Genomic DNA, 20086 nt, shown 5'->3' on the forward strand with positions numbered 1-20086 from the left:
AAAGAGCCCCATCTCCTACCCATTTTTACATCGGCACTGCTTTATCTGTGCCTACTGCTGAAGAGCTGGATTGCTCCTCGCTCAGCTTTTGTTTGTCCCATATACGGAAGAACGGATAGTAGATCAACAGGGACACGATTAGGTTTACGAGCTGAAGGATACTTCCTGAAATTTTCCCACCCGTCGCCAAATAACCACTAATAATTAACGGGGTGGTCCAAGGAACCGCGACCCCGCTCGGCTTTGCTACCCATCCAAATGACATCGCCAAATAACTGATGATGACCAGCACAACTGGCGCCAAAACAAACGGAATGATCAAAATCGGGTTCATGACAATCGGCATACCAAACGTCACTGGCTCGTTGATATTAAACAAACCAGGGCCAATCGAGAGTCTGCTGATGTTTTTCATTTGCTCACTGCGCGCCCGCAGCAGCATCAAGATGACGAGAGCAAGTGTAGCGCCTGAACCTCCTGCATAAATCCACAGGTCAAAAAACTGTGTGGTGACAACGTTTGGCAGCTCCGCATTCGGATTAGCCTGGAACGCAGCCCTGTTTTGGTCCATCAAGGTTAGCCAGATCGGACTCATGATGCCGCCAACAATAGCTGCTCCGTGGAGACCCAGCGACCAGAGCAATTGAACCAGCAGCACGCAAACAATCGCGCCAATCATACTGCTGCCAAGAGCATTTAGTGGTCCAACAAGCAAATCTGCAACAATATTGTGGATGCTTTCAAAGGTGGTGTTTTCAATCACAATGCGGAGAAGCCAAACAACTAATAGCACGATAGATGCAGGGATCAAAGCAACAAACGAGCGGGAAACAGCGGGGGGAACACCATCTGGCATGGTGATCACAATCTTCTTCTGGATGATTTTGCGGTATATCTCTGTCGACAATACAGCCAGCAGCATCGCGACAAAGAGGCCTTGGCTGCCCATCAGCGTGACTGGAATCACACCGCCTACCTCCACTGCTGTGCTGGCACCTTCGGGGGTAAACAGCGTTTTATAGGGAGTTGCCAGCAGGAAGGATGCAACGGAAATAGCGCCTGCTGATAACGGGTCTACCCTGTATTTTTCTGCGAGCCTGTAGGCGACGCCAAAGCTGACAATTAACGCCATGATGTCAAAGGTAGCATTCACTGGGTACAATAGCTTGGTTAACCATTGATCACCGAAAATCCCGCTCATGAATTCGCTATAACCAGGTATGGGTATGAAGCCAATGATGAGAAACAGAGAACCGATAATTAACAAAGGCATGGTTAAAATGATCCCGTCACGAATAGCCTGCAAGTGCTTCTGTTCAGCTATCCGCCCGGCTACTGGCATGACGCGGTTTTCCAGGAATGAAATAAATCCCCCCATACATACCCTCCTCTACTTTTTCAACCGCAGCGCAAATTCCAGTACATTTTTTCCATTCAGCGTTCCGTAATCAATCGTACTAATTACATCGACGGGAATCCCTCTCGCATCCCCTTCCTTTTTCATTTCCGCTAGCTTGTAACGAACCTGGGGACCTATTAGCAGCACATCAGCCTGTTCAATGTTCTTCTTTACTTCATCTGCGGAAACGGCCCAGATCCGTGCGGCAATTCCTTTTTCTTTTGCAGCCTGCTCCATCTTTTGGACCAGCAGACTAGTGGACATCCCTGCAGCGCAGCAAAGCAAAATATTCAATCCATCTCCCCCCCTTTCACACGCTTGATGCCATATAGATATAGCAAGCGACGTGCCAAAACACCCTTTTTGTATGCGCTTTCATAAGGAAGTGCGTAGCACCGCGTTTTTCCAATTTGGTGTACAAAAGCTCTGTTTTAGTGTTTCGCTGACAATCCGCTAGTGTATCGCAATCACTTCCACTTTTTCAAAAAACAAAACACTATTTACGCTAGTGTTTTATTGTGTAGGAAGAAATTCATGATAAAGCAAACATCATCGTCTGTGATGGAAATTGCATACTTCTCTTGCAGAGGATGAAGCTCATGGCGGATCAAGCTGTAAAGCAGGCGGTTTTCGGCAAGAAAAGGCTCCTTTTCCTGATACACAACGGCATGTGTATGTGCCCGCAAACGATCTACGAGGCAGCACATGTGAAGATACGTGCCAATTCTTGTATCAAATATGAGCGTTGTATGCAAGCGCTCCTCCATGCGACTCACACACATCCTGACATCGCGCAAAACCTCTTTTCCCTCCACCTGACTCAGGTGCTCCTTCAGCGTCTCCTCCATCTTCACATAAGCCTCTTCCAGATCGATTGTCTGCTGAATGTCATGCAAGGCTTCCCCGTTCAAAACGTCGTCCATGCCGTAACAGCGCAGGTCCTTGTCCAGCACGTAATTGCTCACCACACAAAGCACTTCCCGCTCTGCCTTCATGTTTTTCAACTGCTTGCGGGCCTGGGCCTTGTCAATGAGCTGCAAGGGAATAAACTCTAGCAGCTGTTCATCATAGCGCAGACGTGATTCAAGCAGCTTTTTCAAAAAGAGTGCACTTCCTTCTCCTGTCAGGCAAGCAGCAACGATGACCATTTTGGGTGTCTCGGCACATGCGCTTTCCTTTGGCGGCTCTTCTCGCTGCTGCTGAAAAAGCGTCAAACTCGCCACATCGCGATACACATCCTCCAAAGACGCCCCCAGCATCGCTTTGCGAGTCGCCTCAATCACGTGTGGCGTACTGACCATAGGAATGACTCTGACCGGGATGCCGAGCTCTTTTGCGATCATTTCGCCAAAGCCAAGCAGCGAGCCCATATCAACGAGCAGAAGCAGGCCAGCCGTTCCACTGATCTGACGCGCGACCTTGATCGCTTGCTCCAGCACTATCATCGAATCAACTTCCAGCGGCAAATCAATCGCTTTGGCATAATCTGTGACCAAAAGCCTGTTCGTCACATCGACCATCGCTGTCGCCCCGCCACTACCGTGAGTAATGACCAGGACGCCAATCGTTTCCCGTTCCTCCTGCATACTCTCGTCATCGAGTACAAAAAACATGGTGAGGTAACCCGCTTCCGCAATCGGTAAATCCATGAGGATCGCTTCCTCGATCATACGAACGCATTCGAGCGCTACTGCAAACTCCTTTTTGTATTTGAGCCGTACGCCGTTGATATGTGGATTTACGATCTGTTTCCCCTGTGCCAGCCTCTCCTTGGAGGTTTGTATGTGCAGAGCCAAGCCAAAGATCACTTTTTGGCTCAAAATCTTCCCCAATTTTGCTTCCGCATACTCCACGATTTCTTCTACCAGGTGAATGATAATCGGATCGATAATTCGCGCCATATCATCCTTGTTAATCCGTTGATGTACGCCTTTGATAAACGGAGTAAAGTAATTTTCGATATCAAACTCCAGTTCCTCTTCGCTGACTCCCTGATTTTGCAATTCGTATATTTTTTGCTCGATTTTTTCGTAGACGCTATTTGACGTTACCTCTGGCTCTCTTCCCACCATCAAGCTATCCTCGGTAGGCAGGACAACAAAGCACTCGTTGTTCGTTCCAATCAATTCGTCCAAAGCAGACTTTTGTTCTTTTGCCAACAGCAGTCCCTGCTTCACATGATGGGGCATATCCTGGACGGTTACATGAAGCTGTTTTTTCTTCATGGAAATGAACTCTGCATACGCACTGGCACACGTAAGCTGAATATCTGTTTTTAGCTGCCCGATGTTATTGGGGCAATGGTAGGACAAAAACGCTTGAATGGCACTCGCAGAAATCGTAATTTCCCTGCCCAAGCGAAACGCTTCTTCCCGAAACAGCTTTATGACGAGTCCGAATCTCTCTTCGATGCGCCATTCCCTGAGGGAGGGAAGCCTGATAATCATCGGAATCCGTCTAATAAATGTTTTGAGCAGGCTGGACTCAGGATTTTCTGTCGTCGCCGAAATGATCTGCACCTGAGCCGTTCTCTCTATTTCTGTCTCCCCAACCCGTCGAAAGGTCCCCTTGTCCATAAAGGTGAAAAAAATCTCCTGTCCCTCTGCAGGCAGCCGGTGCACCTCATCAAGAAACAGAATACCGCCATCCGCCTTTTCCACGAGCCCTTTTCGATCATTTTCCGCTCCGGTATAAGCTCCTTTTTTCACGCCAAACAGCTGACTGATCAAAAGCTGCGGATTATTCGCATAGTCGGCGCAATTAAACACAACGAATGGCGCATTCTTGTCCAAGCGTCCAATATCAACAGCGAATTCATGGATAAGAACGGCAAACCCCGACTTTCCCACCCCCGTCTCCCCTAGAATCAGGCAGTGCATCCCTCGGGGAGGATACAATACTGCTGCTTTTGCCTGCTCGACCGGTGTTAACAGGCTTTTGTTTGTTTTCGCCAGCCTGTCCAGACTCGTCTGCTCAAGCAACAAGGAGTTTGTGGCTTCCTTTGCGAAAAAAAGCGTTGGCCGCCCTTCAGTTTTTTCGACTTTGCCATCCTTCCATAGACGATTCAGATCGCTACTGACATTCGCACGACTGAGGTCCAGCATTTCCGCCAGCTCTCCCGCACTTACTTTTTTACCGGAACCAATCTCCACCAATTTTTGAAAAACAAGTTCCAAACGCTTCATCCTATCACCTGCCATTGATTAGATAGAAGATTGCCGCGTGATTTGTTAGTTCGTTTTCAATTCAACAGACATTTGGAAAAACCTTCCTAATGAATAATATGACGATGATTCATAGGCAATCACGAAAAAAAGCCAGTACTCTTTTATAAAGAGACTGGCTTTGGCACCCTAAACGTTTACCTGCTGAATTGCCTTCCGCATATCTATCGTATTGGCACTCAAAACAGCTGAGGCCTCGTGGACCTGCTTCATCATTTCCAGCTGTTTACTTGTCATGGTCCGTATTTGCTCTGTCTGCTCGGTAACTCCACTTGCTACCTGCGCGATACTACCGAACTGTGCGACGACCTCCTCAGAGCCTGCTGACAGCTGCTCAGTCGTAGCGGAAACCTCCATGATCTGCTCACTCACGAGACGAAACGCCTTTACAGCATGCAGGAACGATTGCTCTGCCTCCTGGGACAGCTCAACACCTTCCTGGATCTCTTCAGTAACGACCTCCATCTCCCCGCTGATTTTCCCCGATTCCGTCCCTATGCTCTCGAGCAAAGCCGTAATCTGTAGCACAGAGGATGCCGAGGCGTCCGCCAGCTTGCTTACTTCCTTGGCGACAACCGTAAAGCCGAGACCATGCTCACCTGCTCTGGCGGCTTCAATCGAAGCATTCAGTGCGAGAATTTTGGTCTGCTCCGTAAAGTTCCGAATAGATGCAAGTACATTTTCAATTTCATCTGAATACGCTCTCAGCTGCTTCGCCATGCTCAAGGTATTCGCCGCAGAGGAGGATATATCACGCATTTGTTTATTCATTCGCTTCATCGCAGCATCGCCTGATTGGGCGATGTCAACGGCCTGAACTGCAGCATCTGATACAGTAGCCGAAGAACCTGCAATTCGCGATATGCCTTGCGCGATTTCTTCCATCGCAGCCACGCTATCATCTGCACTCTTCTTTTGAGAATTGGCGCCCTCGTAAATGACTTTTACCGTATCATTAATGGTTTGCCCCATCATCAGCATATTGTTTGCATTTGTGGCGAACTCTTTTGAGGAGACAACCAGCTGGTCAGAGGTCTTGTCCATATTTACTACCAATCCACGTACACGCGTATGCAAATTCTCGGACATAGACAGCATCGCCTTGTACACGGTACCAATCTCATCCTGTGAGCGAACCGGATGTGCACGCAAAATAACTCCTGCCTCTGCCAAATCACCCTCAGCCAGCCTCTCTGCACTAGCTCTCACCGTATGCAACGGACGCAACGCACGCTGGACGAACCAAATAATGGCGCCAATCGCCACTAACGTGATCACGAGCAGCATAGCGTAAAAAGGGAGGCTCTTCTTGATAACGTTGGCTGCAAGCTGCTCAAATACAGCAGCATCCGTATCGATTCCAAGTGCGCCCATGACTGCGCCGCTCGCATCCTTTACAGGGACATACGCCGACAAATAGGTTCCATACTCTGGATTTTCTATAATAGGAGAGCTTGCCTTGTGTCCAGCCATCACGGATTGCACGGCAGCAGGGGGCATGTCCGTCACTTCATCAACGGGAGAAGCGTCAGGGTCCTTCGGCGGGCGTCCATCAATCATAATTCTCGGCTCTTGTTTATCATCAAACCGCACGAAATACACATAGCGAGCTCCAATTTGTGTGCGGAAAACGTCGAGCTCTTTTCGCAGCGACCAGTATAGCTCTGTTTCCTGTGGTTCTTTTAAAAATTGAGCGTACCGATCTGTCTGCATTCCTGCTGCATAGCTTTCGGCAATACGCATATTGTAGCTGTTGATTCCGTCCTCGACAGCTGACCGCGTCTGAATCACTTGTGTTGCGATGTTACCGACAGCGATCAACATCAAAACGGCAATAATCACACATAAAATCCGAACAATCAAATGCTTCCTCATGAATCCCTTCATTCACTCGCTTCTCCTTTACACCTGTCGCAAATCAAACGCAATGAAAAACCAAATATTTCTACATACCCGAATACAATCATAGGTGATTTTTGTCGAGGAGAATAGATATGACTATTCAGAATATACACTACAGACACTGGGTTTTTGCATTTCCATTCATTGCTTCTGTTTTGTAAAGAATTAACGTTTTTCCTTGGTAGATGATGAAATATCCGTTTCCAAGTGCATCTGTACGGTATAATAGATCTATAATGCCTGACAGGAGAATGTACAGCCATGATGGTCTTTACACTGTTTACCATATGGGCACTGGGTCTTTTGGTCTTGTTTACTGATCCCAAACGAACCTCGATCCGCTGGGCATGTGCAACTGCCTTTGTGGGAGGTGGCGGCTTTCTCTCTGGAGTCATTGATGAGACTCTCATTCCTTTGTGGAAAGACACCCTTGCCCTGTACCCAGGCTCTGACCAGTTTTTACTGTTTCTGAGCTACAGTGCATCATTTTTTTGCCAAACGGGACTGCCTTATACCTTTTTGATGTTTGCGGTTCATTCGTCGGAGTGGTTGTCGCGCAGGGTGAAACAAATCATACAGTATTCGACCTTGCTGTTTCCACTTTTGATGCTTGTGATCACACCGATCTATCCCGTTCTTTCTTTTAACTACTGGATCATGGTCGCCTGGGTCATACCCTTTTTTCTGGTTTCGTGCACCCTGCTCATCGTACAATATCGACGCGAAAAGGACCCGCTTGTTAAGAAAAACAGCTTTTTTACCAATGTTTTGATTATTATTCCGCTTTTTTTCGTGTTTATTTTCATTTACGTCATGCGCATTCAAAATGATTACGAAGCGTGGCGTTACAACATGCTCGTCGTCGCCATCCAGTTCATTCTGATTGTTGCCATTAGTTTGAAATACGGGTTTCTCGGCGTACGACTCCGCGTGGAAAAAAAGCGTCTCGATAGTACGCTGCGCGCGCTGACATCCGGAGCGCAAATCATCAATCACACGATCAAAAACGAAGCAGGTAAAATCTCTTTGTACGCAGATCGCATCGAATCCTTTGCCGAGGAAACGAATCAGCCTTCGTTAAAAGAAGATGCACGCGTCCTTTTGCAATCATCCCAGCACATGCTCGACATGATGAATCGTATTCAGGGACAGCTGCGCGAAGTTGAGCTGCGAGAGACGAATTGTTCACCAAGTCAGGTGATTCGGCAGGTCATCTCGACACTAGCCCCTTATACAGATAAAAACAGAGTAAGTGTAGAAAACGAGCTGGACGAGACGCTGCAGCTGCACTGCGATTCTGTACAGCTGCGGGAGATCATCACCAATTTGTGCATGAACGCTCTGGAGGCTATGAAAAACGGTGGGACGCTGCGCTTGCAATTATTTCGCTCCAACAAGCACCTTGTGATCGCTGTTGCAGATACAGGAACAGGTATATCTAAAGAGAATCTGCCACATGTACTTGATCCTTTCTTTTCTACCAAAAGAACTGGGCAAAACTTTGGATTAGGACTATCTTATTGCTACAATGTCATGCAAAAGCATCAAGGACAGCTGGAAATCTACAGTGAGCCCGGCAAAGGAACTACCGTATTTTTGTTCTTCCCGAAAAAGCGTGTAGTACAAACCTAAATCACGAATGAAAGAGGTGGCTACACTTATGGCCTCGATTACTGTTTTTCTCGTAGAAGACGACCCTGTATGGCGAAAAGGTCTCGTCGATTTTCTCAATAAGCAGCCGGATATTTCCGTAGTCGGTGAAGCTGGCACGAAGGAAGAGGCTATCGAACGTTTTGCTCCAGGCAACGCCGATGTCGTGCTCATGGATATCAATCTGACGGAGAACAATTTGGACGGCATCGAAACCGCTGTTGCTTTTATGGAGCTCCAAGCCGACTGTAAAATCATCATGCTCACGTCGCTGACTGCTGAGGACGTCATTGTGGAGTCTTTTTCTGCTGGAGCCGTCAATTACATCAGCAAAACCAGCTTCAAGGAAATACCAGACGCGATTCGAGCTGCCCATAACCGAGTCTCCGCGATCCATCCTACCGCTGCCGCTGCCCTGCGCAACGAATTTTTACGGATGAAAAAAGAAGAGGACCAGAAGCTGCTGTCCCCCGCTGAAAAGGACATTTTGCAGCTCATCCACCAAGGACAAACTCAGACGCAGATTGAGCAATCACTGCACATCACCAAGCGCACCATCAAGAACCACATCAATCGCATCCTGAAAAAAATGGGCGTCAAAACAAGCAAGGAAGCAGCCGCAAAAGCCAGCCAAAAAAAGCTATTCTAGGTCTTATTACCAGGTACCAATGAATGTTGGTACTTTTTTTACTTCCTGCACTCTTTACAATGAGAGCTATAGAGCAACGCCATTATCTTTTGTAAAGGTGTGGTACACATGGTACTCATTCATACCTTCCTGAAAATGATTCTGATGCTTTGGTTCCGTCCTCGCATCAACGGTCTGCACAAACTCGATCTTACGCAGCCATCGCTGATTATCCCCAATCACGTCTCGCTAATGGATGCTGTTCTCTTGTCCTTTTGCTTGCCAAAAGGTGCTACGTTCGTAGTCAATACGACAATCGCCAAGCGGTTTGCCTTTTTCCTCCGCTTCCGAAAGCACATCGCGATTGACCCGCTCAACCCGTATTCGATTCGCCACATGCTGCGTGTCATCAGAAGCGGCGAGACACTGGTGATTTTCCCAGAGGGACGCATCACCACCACTGGCAGCATGATGAAAATCTACAGCGGCGTCGGTTATTTGGCACTGCGAACAGGTGTAAACGTGTATCCGGTAGCCATCCAAGGCTTGGAGCGCTCCATCTTTTCGTACATGAAAGGAAAGCTCACCCTCTCCTGGTTTCCCGAAGTAACCATGACAATCGGTAATCCTTTTACAATGGAACGCGATCCAAACCTGTCGATGCGTGCTCAAAAGGCAACAGCCAATGATCAGATTCTGCAAACCTTGCAAAACGAGCTGTTCCAAAGCCGCATGAAGCAAAACGTCAATCTGTTCGATGAAGTACTGGAGGCTGCCCGTCTCAACGGCGCAAAGCTCGAAATCGCCAAGGATTTGACCAGCGCCATCAATTACCGGACGCTTTTGATTGGCAGCTACCTACTCGGTAACAAATTGCAGTCCAGCCTTTTAGGTAAGCCTGTCGTTGGCGTATTTCTGCCTAACTCAGTCGGTCATCTCGTGACGTTATTATCCTTGTTCCGCATCGGCAAAACGCCAGCGATTCTCAACTTCTCGCTCGGAATTCGTTCCCTGCTGGATTGCTGTGAGACTGCCCAGATCGATACGATTCTGACATCACGAGTATTTATCGAAAAAGGAAAGCTGGAGCATATTATCGCTGGTCTAGAACCACATCTGAAAATCATCTATTTGGAGGATTTGAAAGCCTCCGCTACTGGCTTCGACAAGCTCGCGGCACTCACTCGCTACCTGCTCAAGCAAAAGGCTTCGCCTGCAAGCGACAACGAACTGATTCTGTTTACATCAGGCAGTGAAAGCAAGCCAAAGGGTGTCGTTTTGACACATACGAATCTGTACGCAAATATTCAGCAGGTGACTACGGTCATCGATATCACGACTCGCGACAAGTTTTTCAACGCTCTGCCGATGTTTCACAGCTTCGGCCTGACAGCGGGTACGCTTTTACCAGTCGTAAAAGGTGTTCCTGTCTATCTCTACCCCAGCCCGCTGCACTACAAAGCGATTTCGGAGCTGGTATACGATCAAAACGCAACCATTCTTTTCGGTACCTCGACCTTCATGGCGGGCTACGGTCGGATGGCGCATCCCTACAATTTTTACTCCTTACGCTATGTTTTCGCGGGTGCCGAAAAGCTCAAGGACGATGTACGCAAGCTGTGGATGGAAAAGTTCGGGGTACGGATTTTTGAAGGCTACGGGGCTACTGAAACGGCTCCAATCCTGTCACTGAATACTCCACTCGCCAATAAGCCAGGAACAGTCGGACGCCTGATGCCAGGCATGTCCTACAAGCTCGATGCAGTAAGCGGCATCGAGGAGGGCGGCGAGCTGCTCGTCAAAGGACCGAACGTCATGAAGGGCTACCTCATTCACGGCAAAGGATTTATCCCTGCTGAAGAGTGGTACCACACAGGAGACCTCGTTACGACTGACAAGGACGGCTTTATCAGCATCCAGTCTCGCTTGAAGCGCTTTGCCAAAATCGGCGGGGAAATGGTTTCGCTCAACCTGATTGAGGAGCTGGCGATGCAATGCTTTGGACACTCCGGCTTTGCAGCGATCACGGTAAACGATCCGCGTAAAGGCGAGCGCGTCCTCCTGTTTACGACAGATGAGACAGTAGCACTTAGCCAGCTGCGAGCATACTTGACCGAAAAGCAATACTCACCGCTGCTCATTCCAGGCACGATGCAGGTCATCAAGACTCTGCCTCTCCTCGGTAGCGGAAAAACGGATTACGTCACCCTGAAACAACTTGCTGAAAGTGGAGGAAAATGACGTGAAGATACAACTTAAGCCACTACAAGCCCTATATTTCACTCAGTTTCTATCAGCCTTTGCCGACAATATGATTTTGTTTGTGATCGCCAATTTGCTGCGGGAGAACGGTTTTTCTCCCGCCATGCTCGCACTTGTATCGATTTCATTCTTTCTTCCTTATATTTTTCTCGCTCCTTTGGTCGGTCCTTTTGCCGACAAGCATCCAAAATCATTTGTACTGGTGATTGGCAACCTGATCAAAGCGCTCGGTGTCCTGCTGTTGTTCGTCATTGACCACTCCAGCATCCTGCTGCTGATGCTCAGCTATTTTACTGTGGGAGTCGGAGCCGTTGTTTACTCCCCTGCCAAATACGGGATTTTGCCAGAGCTCACGCGTAATGAAGATGAGCTGTTTCACGCCAATGCCCGGATTGAAGCCTATACGATTTTTGCCATCCTGACTGGGATCGGCATCGGAGGGGCTGTCGCCTCTGGGACATCTCCTGCGCTCTCATCTGCGATTTGCCTGATCATCTATTTGCTTTCGCTCGCTATGACCTTCTTCATCCCACGAATGAGAGGCAATCTGTCGATTCGATATGGTGCCGAGGCGCGACGCTTTTTTATCGACTTCCAGCAGCTGCTGAATCGTCCTGACACAAGCTTTGCCCTGATTGGTACAGGGGCTTTCTGGATGAGCTCTGCTGTCCTGCGTGTGGCTGTGCTCGCCTGGATCCCGATCGCACTGGACATTAACCCACAGAGCTTTTCTGTATCTCTCATCCTGGCTACGACCTCAATTGGGATTATCGCCGGGGCATTCCTGGCTCCCAAGCTGATTCCACTGGCGCATTTTACTCGCTCGCTAACCTTTGGTTTCGGAATGTTTCTAATCATCGTGCTGTTCCCGTGGATTCATGTCACATTCATCGCGATTTGCTTGCTGCTGCTGGTTGGTTTTATGGGAGGCGTATTCATTATCCCGATGAATACCGTCTTGCAGGAGGAAGGCAAGAAAATGGTTGGCTCAGGGAAGACGATTGCGATTCAGAACTTTATTGAAAACCTCTTGATGGCTATTGGATCAGGCATCTACTACCTGATCGTGTATGTAGGGGTGTCCATCTCGGGAGCGATTGTCGGCCAAGGTCTGCTGCTTCTGGTGTTCCTCTTGTATTTGGTGAAGTATCGAAAGCGAATTACCGGTTGAAAAAAAGCCGTGACTGCGAGAGTCACGGCTTTTTTGTGTTCACTATAGTATTTAGGATGCGATAAGCTTACGGTTTAGGTGTTGCAGCTGCCGCAGCTTTTCTCGCTTGGTTCAGCTGCTTGTAGAATTCGCCTTTTGTTTTTACATTCGCGAATTTCGCTACATCTACCTTCGCTTTTTCGGAGAGGGCTGCAATTTCTTCTTTGGTGATAGCATCTTTCACATTGATCGATGCAATATTGGTGTACTTGCCATCTTCTGTTTTTGGCACGCTCAGGATGCCTGCATTGATCAGCTCTACTACATCGTTACGTTCTGGAGCTGTCGTATCTACCCCAATAATTTTCCAGTTGTTCTGTACTTTCGGTTCGTATACGCCTTTTTTCACTTCTTTCAGGTAAGCAATCGCACGGTTGCGGATTGTACCTGCTGTTTCACCAAACGCAGTATTGTCTTTGGAGGACCACAGCTGTTCAAACTTGCGTCCTTCCAGCGCGCCACCTTTTGCTTGCAGGGCTTCCATACGGTATGCGTTCATACCGAGCTTCAGCGTATCTTCTGCTTTGATCAAGGTTCCATCAAGCTTGCGCAGGTTGGTGATACGGCTGCCGTATGGCTTGGACAAATCAATTTCGTATTTCACGTTGCCGAAGAAATCGTTGGTGCTGTATTTGGAAGCACGGCGTTTGCTATCAAAGCTCACGGTCACATCACCAGGACGTGACGTGTTGAAATAGCCTACTGCCCATTCCATATAATCCTTCAGGTCTTTTCCTGTTACTTTGTAAACAGTGATTTCGCCGCCCGCATATTGATAGTTGTAGGCGATATCCTTTTTCTTGATCGGACCTACGTCGAGCTTTGCCTTGTCGTTGTCGATCTGATGAGCAACGACGTCAGCCTTGCTATAGTAAAGCATCACTTCATGGAAGAAATCAGATAAAGGCGTCTCCTGAATTTGGACCTGTGGAATTCCCTCAATCTCGTTTTTCGGCACCAGGTTCATGCCCTTCAGCTCTGCTACCACGATGTTGGCATCTGCACGTGCAAACTCGTGGAATGGCGTCAGCTTGGTTTCCAGCTCAGGATCGGATACAGCTGGCGTGCCATCTGCACCTTTGACAGGGAGAGCAGTCGCTTCTTTGCTAGCCAGCACGACTTTGCCATTTTTCTTTTCAAATGTCAGGTCAATGCGGGAGAGATGGGTACCGTACTTGTCCGGCTCGGTGATCAGTACACCGTTGATCTCCTCTTTTTTCACCAGCTTGTGCATATGCCCAGCAAAAATTGCGGTCAATTCTGGTACAGCGTTTGCGATATCTGCTACGCCTGTGCCTGGAATTCCGTTTTCATTTTCGATGCCCATGTGCATAACACCGATCATGACGTCTACTTTGCCTTGCAGCTCTTTTACAGCTTTTTTGGTTTCTTCTACCGGATTTTTGATCACGAGGCCATCCAGATGATCCGTTCCTTTTTCAAAGTCGGTAATCATCGGTGTGTTCATCCCGATCAGACCGATTTTGACGCCAGCGCGTTCAACAATCGTATAGGCTGGGAAGTAACGCTCGCCGTTTTCTTTATAGATGTTACCTGCGAGTACAGGCCCTTTATATTGACTGCTGATTTTGTCGAGTGTATCAAGTCCAAAGTTGAACTCATGGTTACCAAACGCCCAAGCATCGTAGCCCATTTCGTTCATCGCAACCATCATCGGAGATTGTGGCTGGTCATTGAACAGCTCAGCGGAGTTGTCTTGAATCGAGTCTCCTGCATCCACCAGCACGGTGTTCGGGTTCTCTTTGCGAATCTCTTTGATCATCGTGAACAGCTGCGTCAAGCTTCCGCTTTGATTCGGACCGTCCAAAGCGTAGTCCCACGGCATGAAGCGTCCGTGAATGTCAGATGTGCCCAAGAGTGTAATCTTGGTTGGTGCTTCTGCTGCTTTTGTCGGTGCTGGCGCCCCCATGACGCCGCTACCGAGTACCAACGCTGATAACGCGATGCTTGCCAGCGTTTTCCCCATACGTCCTCGTAGTTTTTTCATGTTTTCCCCTCTACTTGTCTCATTGTCAGTACCTTACGATTTGTTGCTTTTTTCTTTCTCTTTTTGCTAGAAACAACCCTCTCTTTCTACCAATATTACTCAACTATACCAGTCAATTTATCTGATCACCATTGAAAATTGGTACATATAGCCCTTTTCGTTTGAAAAAAAGCCGTGACGAGGAATCATCACGGCTTTACGGCAGCATAGCTTTGCAAACACTCCAGGAAGAGCTGACCATATTTATCGAATTTGGACTCCCCAACTCCTTTGATCTGAAGCATCGCTTGCTTGTCTGTCGGGCACAAGCTGCTCATTTCCTTTAAGGTGCTATCGTGGAAAATAACATACGGCGGCAGACCCTCGCGCTGTGAGATTTCTTTGCGCAGCGTACGCAATCTCTCAAACAGCTCGTCATCCTCAGTCAGCTGTACCGGGCGAATCACGATCTTTTGCACGACTCGCTCCTCGCCTTTGAGAACAGGCAATGCCCGCTCTCCCAGCTTCAGAATCGGATACTGGCTTTCCGTTACTTGCAGATAGCCTTCCGCGATCAACAGCTGGATCAGGTCGACGATTTCTTTTTCCTTGTATTCCTTCATCAAGCCGTACGTCGGCAATTCGTCAAAACGGAACTGTGTCACCTTTTTGTTTTTGGAGCCCTTGAGCACCTGCGCGACCAAGGCAGCACCGAAACGCTCTCTCATCCGTTTGACGCAGGAAAAAATCTTCTGCGCCTCCAGCGTGATATCGGAGAGCTCTGTTTCATCTGTGCAGTTTCCACATTGTCCACACGCTTGCGCATCCGTTTCACCGAAGTATTGGACAATGTATTGCTGCAGACAACGCGGCGTCCGGCAATAGTCGATCATCGCGTACAGCTTTTTGTACTCGTGCTCCTTGCGTTCTTCCAGCAATTGATTTTGCTCAATGAAAAACGTCTGGGTCTGAATATCCTGCGGCTGGAACAGCAGGATGCATTCGCTTGGCTCCCCATCACGTCCTGCGCGCCCTGCTTCCTGATAGTACGCCTCCAAATTTTTCGGCATGTTATAGTGAATGACATAACGGACGTTGGACTTGTCGATTCCCATCCCGAACGCATTGGTCGCAATCATCGTACGCACATCATCGTACAAAAACGCCTCTTGGTTATGCGCACGCTCCTCTTCTGTAAGCCCGGCATGATATTTGGTCACTTCAAATCCGCGTTTTTGCAGATCAGCATGAAGCGCATCCACGTCTTTTCGCGTAGCGGCATAAATGATTCCGGCCTGCTGTGCATTCGCACGCAAATACTGCTGGATAAACTCTCGTCTGTTCTCTCCTTTTCGCACGGACAAAAGCAGGTTGTCCCGGCCAAATCCAGTGATGAAAAGACGCTCATCCACTAGCTCCAGCTGTCTGCGAATATCTTCTGTGACCTCGGGTGTTGCAGTCGCCGTCAAAGCTGCGACAATCGGGCGCTTCGGCAATGAGCGTAAAAAGCGTGCGATCTCCAGGTAGCTCGGGCGGAAATCGTGGCCCCACTGAGAGACGCAGTGTGCTTCATCAACTGCTACAAAGGAAATCGGAACATCCTGAATCAAGGCTTGGAAGGCTTCTGATTCGAGCCGTTCCGGGGCAATGTACAAAAGCTTGTACTCTCCGCGCGCTGCCATCCGCAAGCGATCGCGCACCTCGCCATAATCGAGTGAGCTGTTAATTTGTGTAGCTGGTATACCCATGCTGATGAGGACGTCTACCTGGTCCTTCATCAACGAAATGAGTGGGGAAATGACAATCGTCACGCCGTCGTATAGCATCGCCGGGACCTGATAGCAGATGGATTTCCCGCCACCGGTCGGCATGATGCCCACAGTATCGTGACCCGTCAAAAGACTCTCAATGATCTTCTTTTGACCCTCTCGAAACGATGGGTAGCCATAATACCTTTGCAAGACTTCTACAGCTTTATTCAACAAAGAGAATTCACCTTCTCTTTCGAAATGTTTTTTCAATGGTTCTACTAGTGTAACCATAGGTGTTGGGACAAAACAAGGGGTCGTTCGGGGTGTAGTGGAGGAGGAAAAAGGAGAAAACGCTGGAGATTCTTGAAACACTTCGCTGGAGCCTAGACTGTCCGGCGTAATGAAAAAAGAGAAACCGCGTCCAAAAGTAGCCCCACTGAAAGAATCTCAGAGGTGGACGCTTAAGGGCGTGTTTCTCTTTTTTCGTTCCACCTTGGTTGGTGTTTCAAAGATCTCCAGCTTTTTTCTCCTTTTTCCTTGGCCAGCTTTTGCTTTTCACTCCTGGCGTTTTGGAAGTAATTGCAGGGAGTAGGGAGGCAAAACAAAAAAGCACCAATGGGGTGCTTTTTATCATAAATAGCATTCAGTTAGTGCGCTTCACTCATAAGTGTCCTTGATTTTCTTGATTTTCTTGATTTTCTTGACTTCCACCAGAACATCAGCCGATAAGACATGTACATGCCGTAGCCAAGAGCGCCTCCGGTTGTGTTTAGTAAAATATCGTCTACGTCAAAGATTCCGCAATTGGTGACGAGCTGGGTCGTTTCCAAGCCGAGGCTGAATAAAAAGGAAAGCAGGACGACCTTGCCAAGTGATTGAAGCTTTTTGGAGAAAAGAAGAGGTACCATAAAGCCAAATGGCATAAAGGCGATCACATTTCCCAAAAGATTGATCAAGCTGTGGACACTGCCGCTTTCCCGAATAGCCACGAGGTATTGCTCTATCTCGTGGAAGGGCACCAAATTCCCGCGGTATTGCAGTCTTTCCCAGATGGAGCTCGGATTGCTCACACTTTGCTGCCATTGACCGTAGATTAGCTCCAGCTCCATACTTCCAAATTTCAAAAGCAAAATTTTGATCACGAGATACAAATAAAGTGCGAACACCGCATATTTCAGCAGGGCTACCATCACGGCTGACGTTGAATGGCTCCTCACGTTAGTCATTCTTAAACCCCATCTCCAACAGTTTTTTGGTTTCTGTAAAACGTGCCGCTTCATCTTTTGTTCCCATTACAACAGAAATCAAACGTTTATTTCCTCGCTGAGCTGTTCCTGTGAAGCAATAACCCGCTCCGTCAGTAAAGCCTGTTTTTAGTCCGTCCAATCCGGCTACCTGCATCGCCTCGTCATTTGCATGCAGCATGAGGTTGGTATTCGAAACACGTTCTTTGGTAGAGGACAATTTTACATTTGGCTCTGAAGTCACCCTTACGATGTCGGGAAAATCATTGATGAGACGATACGCCAGCATACCTACGTCTCTCGCTGTCATCTCGTTTTGCCCATAGTCATAGGCAAGACCCGTAGCATTTACAAACTGGGACGACCTTAGGTTTAGTTCTACTGCCTTTAGATTCATTTGCTCTGCAAAAGCAGATGTACTCCCCGCCAAGTATTCTCCAATCGCCACAGCTGCATTGTTTGCCGAGCCGACTGCCATCGCCTCATACAGGTCTTTGAGGGGATACCTTTCCCCTTCAACAAGATTTACTCGGGAGCCCTCCGTTGTTGCGGCATTTTTGGAGATAGGAATCATATCTGTCCAATCCGCTCTCTGCTCCTTGATTGCTTCGAGCAGCAAGTACTCCGTCATCATTTTTGACATGCTTGCTACTGGATATAGTGTATCTGCATTTTTGGTATAGAGCACTTCACCTGTACGACTATCGAGCAGAATAGCTGCCCGTGCATCGAGGTCTACGTGATTATTTTCAGTGATTTCTACTTGCGGTTCGTTCTCCAAGTCGGCCCATGCCGATATTTCGTTATGAAAAAAGGCATATCCAATGACGGCAAACATCAAGAGTAGCAGCAGTGTTCCTCTGTTCAAAAAAAGCCCCTCCTTACCTCCATGAACCACATCTTTCGTTCATGCTGATAAGGATAGGCTTTTGGAATAAAAAAAATCAAAATGAAAGGTAAAGAAAAAGTAAAGGATTTATGAACTCTAAGCGTTTTTGATCGGAAGCCACACGGTAAAGGTCGTCCACTCTTTCGTGCTGTCGGCTGTAATGCTGCCTTGGTGCAGATCGATAATGCTTTTGGCGATGGCGAGTCCCAAGCCCGAGCCCCCTGTTTCCTGTGATCGGGACCCTTCTACCCGATAAAAACGCTCGAACAGATTGGGCAAGGATTCAGCGGGAATCGGTCTGCCGTTGTTAGCAACGGAAAAGACTACTCCCTGTTCATGAAGAAAGACGCGAATAATGATTTCGGTCCCGTCGCGTCCGTATTTCAAGGCGTTGGAAATGAGATTTTCCAGAACGCGTACCAGCTTGTCTGTATCCCCGACCATCTCGATTTTGTGGTCAGGCGTTTCCACGCGCATTACTAAGTCAGCCTCGTGTGCAGCTACACGAAAGCCTACCGCAACTTGCTCCACCAGCTCGACCAGGTCGAATTTGATTTTGCTTACATGGGCTCCGCGATTACGCATTTTGGTGTACTCAAACAAGTCATTGACCAGCACATTCATTTGCTTTGCTTTTTCATAGGCGATATGCGTGTATTGCTTGATTTGCTCTTCGTCACGGTATTTCTTTTGTTCAATCAAGCCCAAATATCCGATGATCGAGGTCAAGGGTGTACGCAGATCATGCGAAACATTAGTGACCAGCTCATCCTTGGACTGCTCCAGACGGCGCTCTTCCTCCATCGCATCGAGCGTGCTTTGGACTAAGGCATGGATACTATCCACTACATCTCCCAGGCTGCCGTTTGGTCTGATTGATATTTTGTGATGAAAGTTCCCTTTGGCAATGTAATGAAGCTCGGAAATAATTTGCTCCATTTGCTTTTGTTCCATATATTTGCGAATCCGCACGATGATCCACGCGATAAACAAACCTGCCGCAAGCAAAATAATCGGTATTTTAAAGGAGTCCGTGCCAAAATTGCGCCGCATCAGCCAAACGTAGTTCCTGATTTCCGGGATGTTGTACAGATAGTTATTAGCGAGGAAAGAAGCTAATTGGAAAACTGCATAGAAAATCAGGAGACCTAGTAACAGATCGACCAACATGCGCAGAAAATCCTTTATGTTAAGCTTCAATTTTGTAGCCTACCCCCCAGACCGTTTGAATCACCTTTTCCCCACTGGTCGCCTTCTCCAGCTTTTCTCGAAGATTGCTGATGTGAACCATCACGGTCTTATAGGAGACGTAATTTTCCATTTTCCAGCAGCGATCAAAAATCTCTTCAGAGCTGAATACTCGGTTGGGATGGCTCGCCAATAAAAACAGGACAGAAAACTCAAGGGCAGTCAATTTAATCGGAGTGCCATCCTTGGTTTGGACGACATGACTCTGCTTGTCGATGATGAGTGGACCTGCCTCGATCACATCTTCCTGTTTGTTTTGCTGGCTGTAATTTGCTCGGCGCAAAAGCGATTTGACCCGTGCGATTACTTCCAGCGGGTTAAAGGGCTTTGCTACATAATCATCCGCACCTGTCATCAGCCCCATGATTTTATCCATGTCATTCGTTTTGGCACTTGCCATCAGGATGGGGATCTGCGAGTTTTTCCGTACCCGCTTGGTTACCTCGATGCCATCAAGGTTAGGCATCATCACGTCGAGTATGACGAGGTCAATCGACTTTTGGGCGAGCCTCTCCAGAGCTTCCACACCGTCAAAAGCTTTTTCGATTTCGTACCCTTCGTTGAGCAAATAAATCGCCAAGAGGTCCACAATTTCTTTGTCATCATCCACAATCAGAATCCTCATCTCATTCACCCCCAAAGCATGCTGGTTGATAGACCCACTATAACAAAAAAAACTAAAGAAAACGTAA

General features: G+C 48.0%; 14 protein-coding genes. 4 read left to right on the forward strand and 10 right to left on the reverse strand.

The genetic code is table 11. The features are described 5' to 3' along the window. Positions 1-25: 25 nt before the first annotated feature. The 4 genes from celB to C3B52_RS03965 form a co-directional block, all read right to left on the reverse strand. Complete coding sequence (gene celB / locus C3B52_RS03950) at positions 26-1378, reverse strand: PTS cellobiose transporter subunit IIC (protein ID WP_103104800.1); 1353 nt, start codon at positions 1376-1378, stop codon at positions 26-28. Positions 1379-1390: 12 nt separating this feature from the next. Then, positions 1391-1693: a PTS sugar transporter subunit IIB gene (locus C3B52_RS03955; RefSeq protein ID WP_103104801.1), complete on the reverse strand. Its 303-nt coding sequence runs from the start codon at positions 1691-1693 to the stop codon at positions 1391-1393. Between the two features lie 206 nt (positions 1694-1899). After that, complete coding sequence (locus C3B52_RS03960) at positions 1900-4584, reverse strand: sigma-54-dependent transcriptional regulator (RefSeq protein ID WP_103104802.1); 2685 nt, start codon at positions 4582-4584, stop codon at positions 1900-1902. Between the two features lie 168 nt (positions 4585-4752). Then, complete coding sequence (locus C3B52_RS03965; RefSeq protein ID WP_103104803.1) at positions 4753-6510, reverse strand: methyl-accepting chemotaxis protein; 1758 nt, start codon at positions 6508-6510, stop codon at positions 4753-4755. A 276-nt stretch (positions 6511-6786) separates the two neighbouring features. On the opposite strand from C3B52_RS03965, the gene C3B52_RS03970 reads away from it, so the two are divergent. The 4 genes from C3B52_RS03970 (at position 6787) to lplT (ending at position 12236) form a co-directional block, all read left to right on the forward strand. Next, positions 6787-8157 (forward strand): sensor histidine kinase, encoded by a 1371-nt coding sequence (locus tag C3B52_RS03970; protein ID WP_103104804.1) that lies wholly within the window; start codon positions 6787-6789, stop codon positions 8155-8157. Between the two features lie 28 nt (positions 8158-8185). Further along, positions 8186-8824, forward strand: a complete 639-nt coding sequence (locus C3B52_RS03975; protein ID WP_103104805.1) for a response regulator — start codon at positions 8186-8188, stop codon at positions 8822-8824. Positions 8825-8932: 108 nt separating this feature from the next. Further along, complete coding sequence (locus tag C3B52_RS03980) at positions 8933-11044, forward strand: AMP-binding protein (RefSeq protein WP_103104806.1); 2112 nt, start codon at positions 8933-8935, stop codon at positions 11042-11044. Position 11045: 1 nt separating this feature from the next. Beyond that, complete coding sequence (gene lplT, locus C3B52_RS03985; protein WP_103104807.1) at positions 11046-12236, forward strand: lysophospholipid transporter LplT; 1191 nt, start codon at positions 11046-11048, stop codon at positions 12234-12236. Between the two features lie 67 nt (positions 12237-12303). On the opposite strand, the gene C3B52_RS03990 is transcribed toward lplT, so the two are convergent. The 6 genes from C3B52_RS03990 to C3B52_RS04015 all read right to left on the reverse strand — a co-directional run bounded on the left by C3B52_RS03990 (position 12304) and on the right by C3B52_RS04015 (position 20028). Next, the gene (locus tag C3B52_RS03990) at positions 12304-14283 is read right to left on the reverse strand and encodes a bifunctional metallophosphatase/5'-nucleotidase (RefSeq protein WP_103104808.1); all 1980 of its coding nucleotides are present in this window, start codon (positions 14281-14283) and stop codon (positions 12304-12306) included. Positions 14284-14471: 188 nt separating this feature from the next. Next, positions 14472-16247, reverse strand: coding sequence for a DNA helicase RecQ (recQ, locus tag C3B52_RS03995; protein ID WP_103104809.1), 1776 nt, complete (start codon positions 16245-16247; stop codon positions 14472-14474). 413 nt (positions 16248-16660) lie between these two features. Beyond that, entirely contained in the window at positions 16661-17239 is a 579-nt protein-coding gene (locus C3B52_RS04000) for a VanZ family protein (protein ID WP_103104810.1), read from the reverse strand. After that, positions 17232-18125 carry a D-alanyl-D-alanine carboxypeptidase family protein gene (locus C3B52_RS04005; protein WP_235615595.1) on the reverse strand — a complete coding sequence of 298 codons (894 nt, stop codon included), beginning with the start codon at positions 18123-18125 and terminating at the stop codon, positions 17232-17234. Before C3B52_RS04005 ends, C3B52_RS04000 begins: the two co-directional genes overlap by 8 nt. Positions 18126-18242: 117 nt before the next feature. Then, on the reverse strand, positions 18243-19346 hold the full coding sequence (locus tag C3B52_RS04010) for a sensor histidine kinase (protein WP_103104811.1): 1104 nt from the start codon (positions 19344-19346) through the stop codon (positions 18243-18245). Further along, positions 19336-20028, reverse strand: coding sequence for a response regulator transcription factor (locus C3B52_RS04015; protein WP_373419710.1), 693 nt, complete (start codon positions 20026-20028; stop codon positions 19336-19338). Before C3B52_RS04015 ends, C3B52_RS04010 begins: the two co-directional genes overlap by 11 nt. Positions 20029-20086 lie beyond the last annotated feature (58 nt).

Source organism: Brevibacillus reuszeri (assembly GCF_002897295.1).
Lineage (GTDB): Bacteria > Bacillota > Bacilli > Brevibacillales > Brevibacillaceae > Brevibacillus > Brevibacillus reuszeri_A.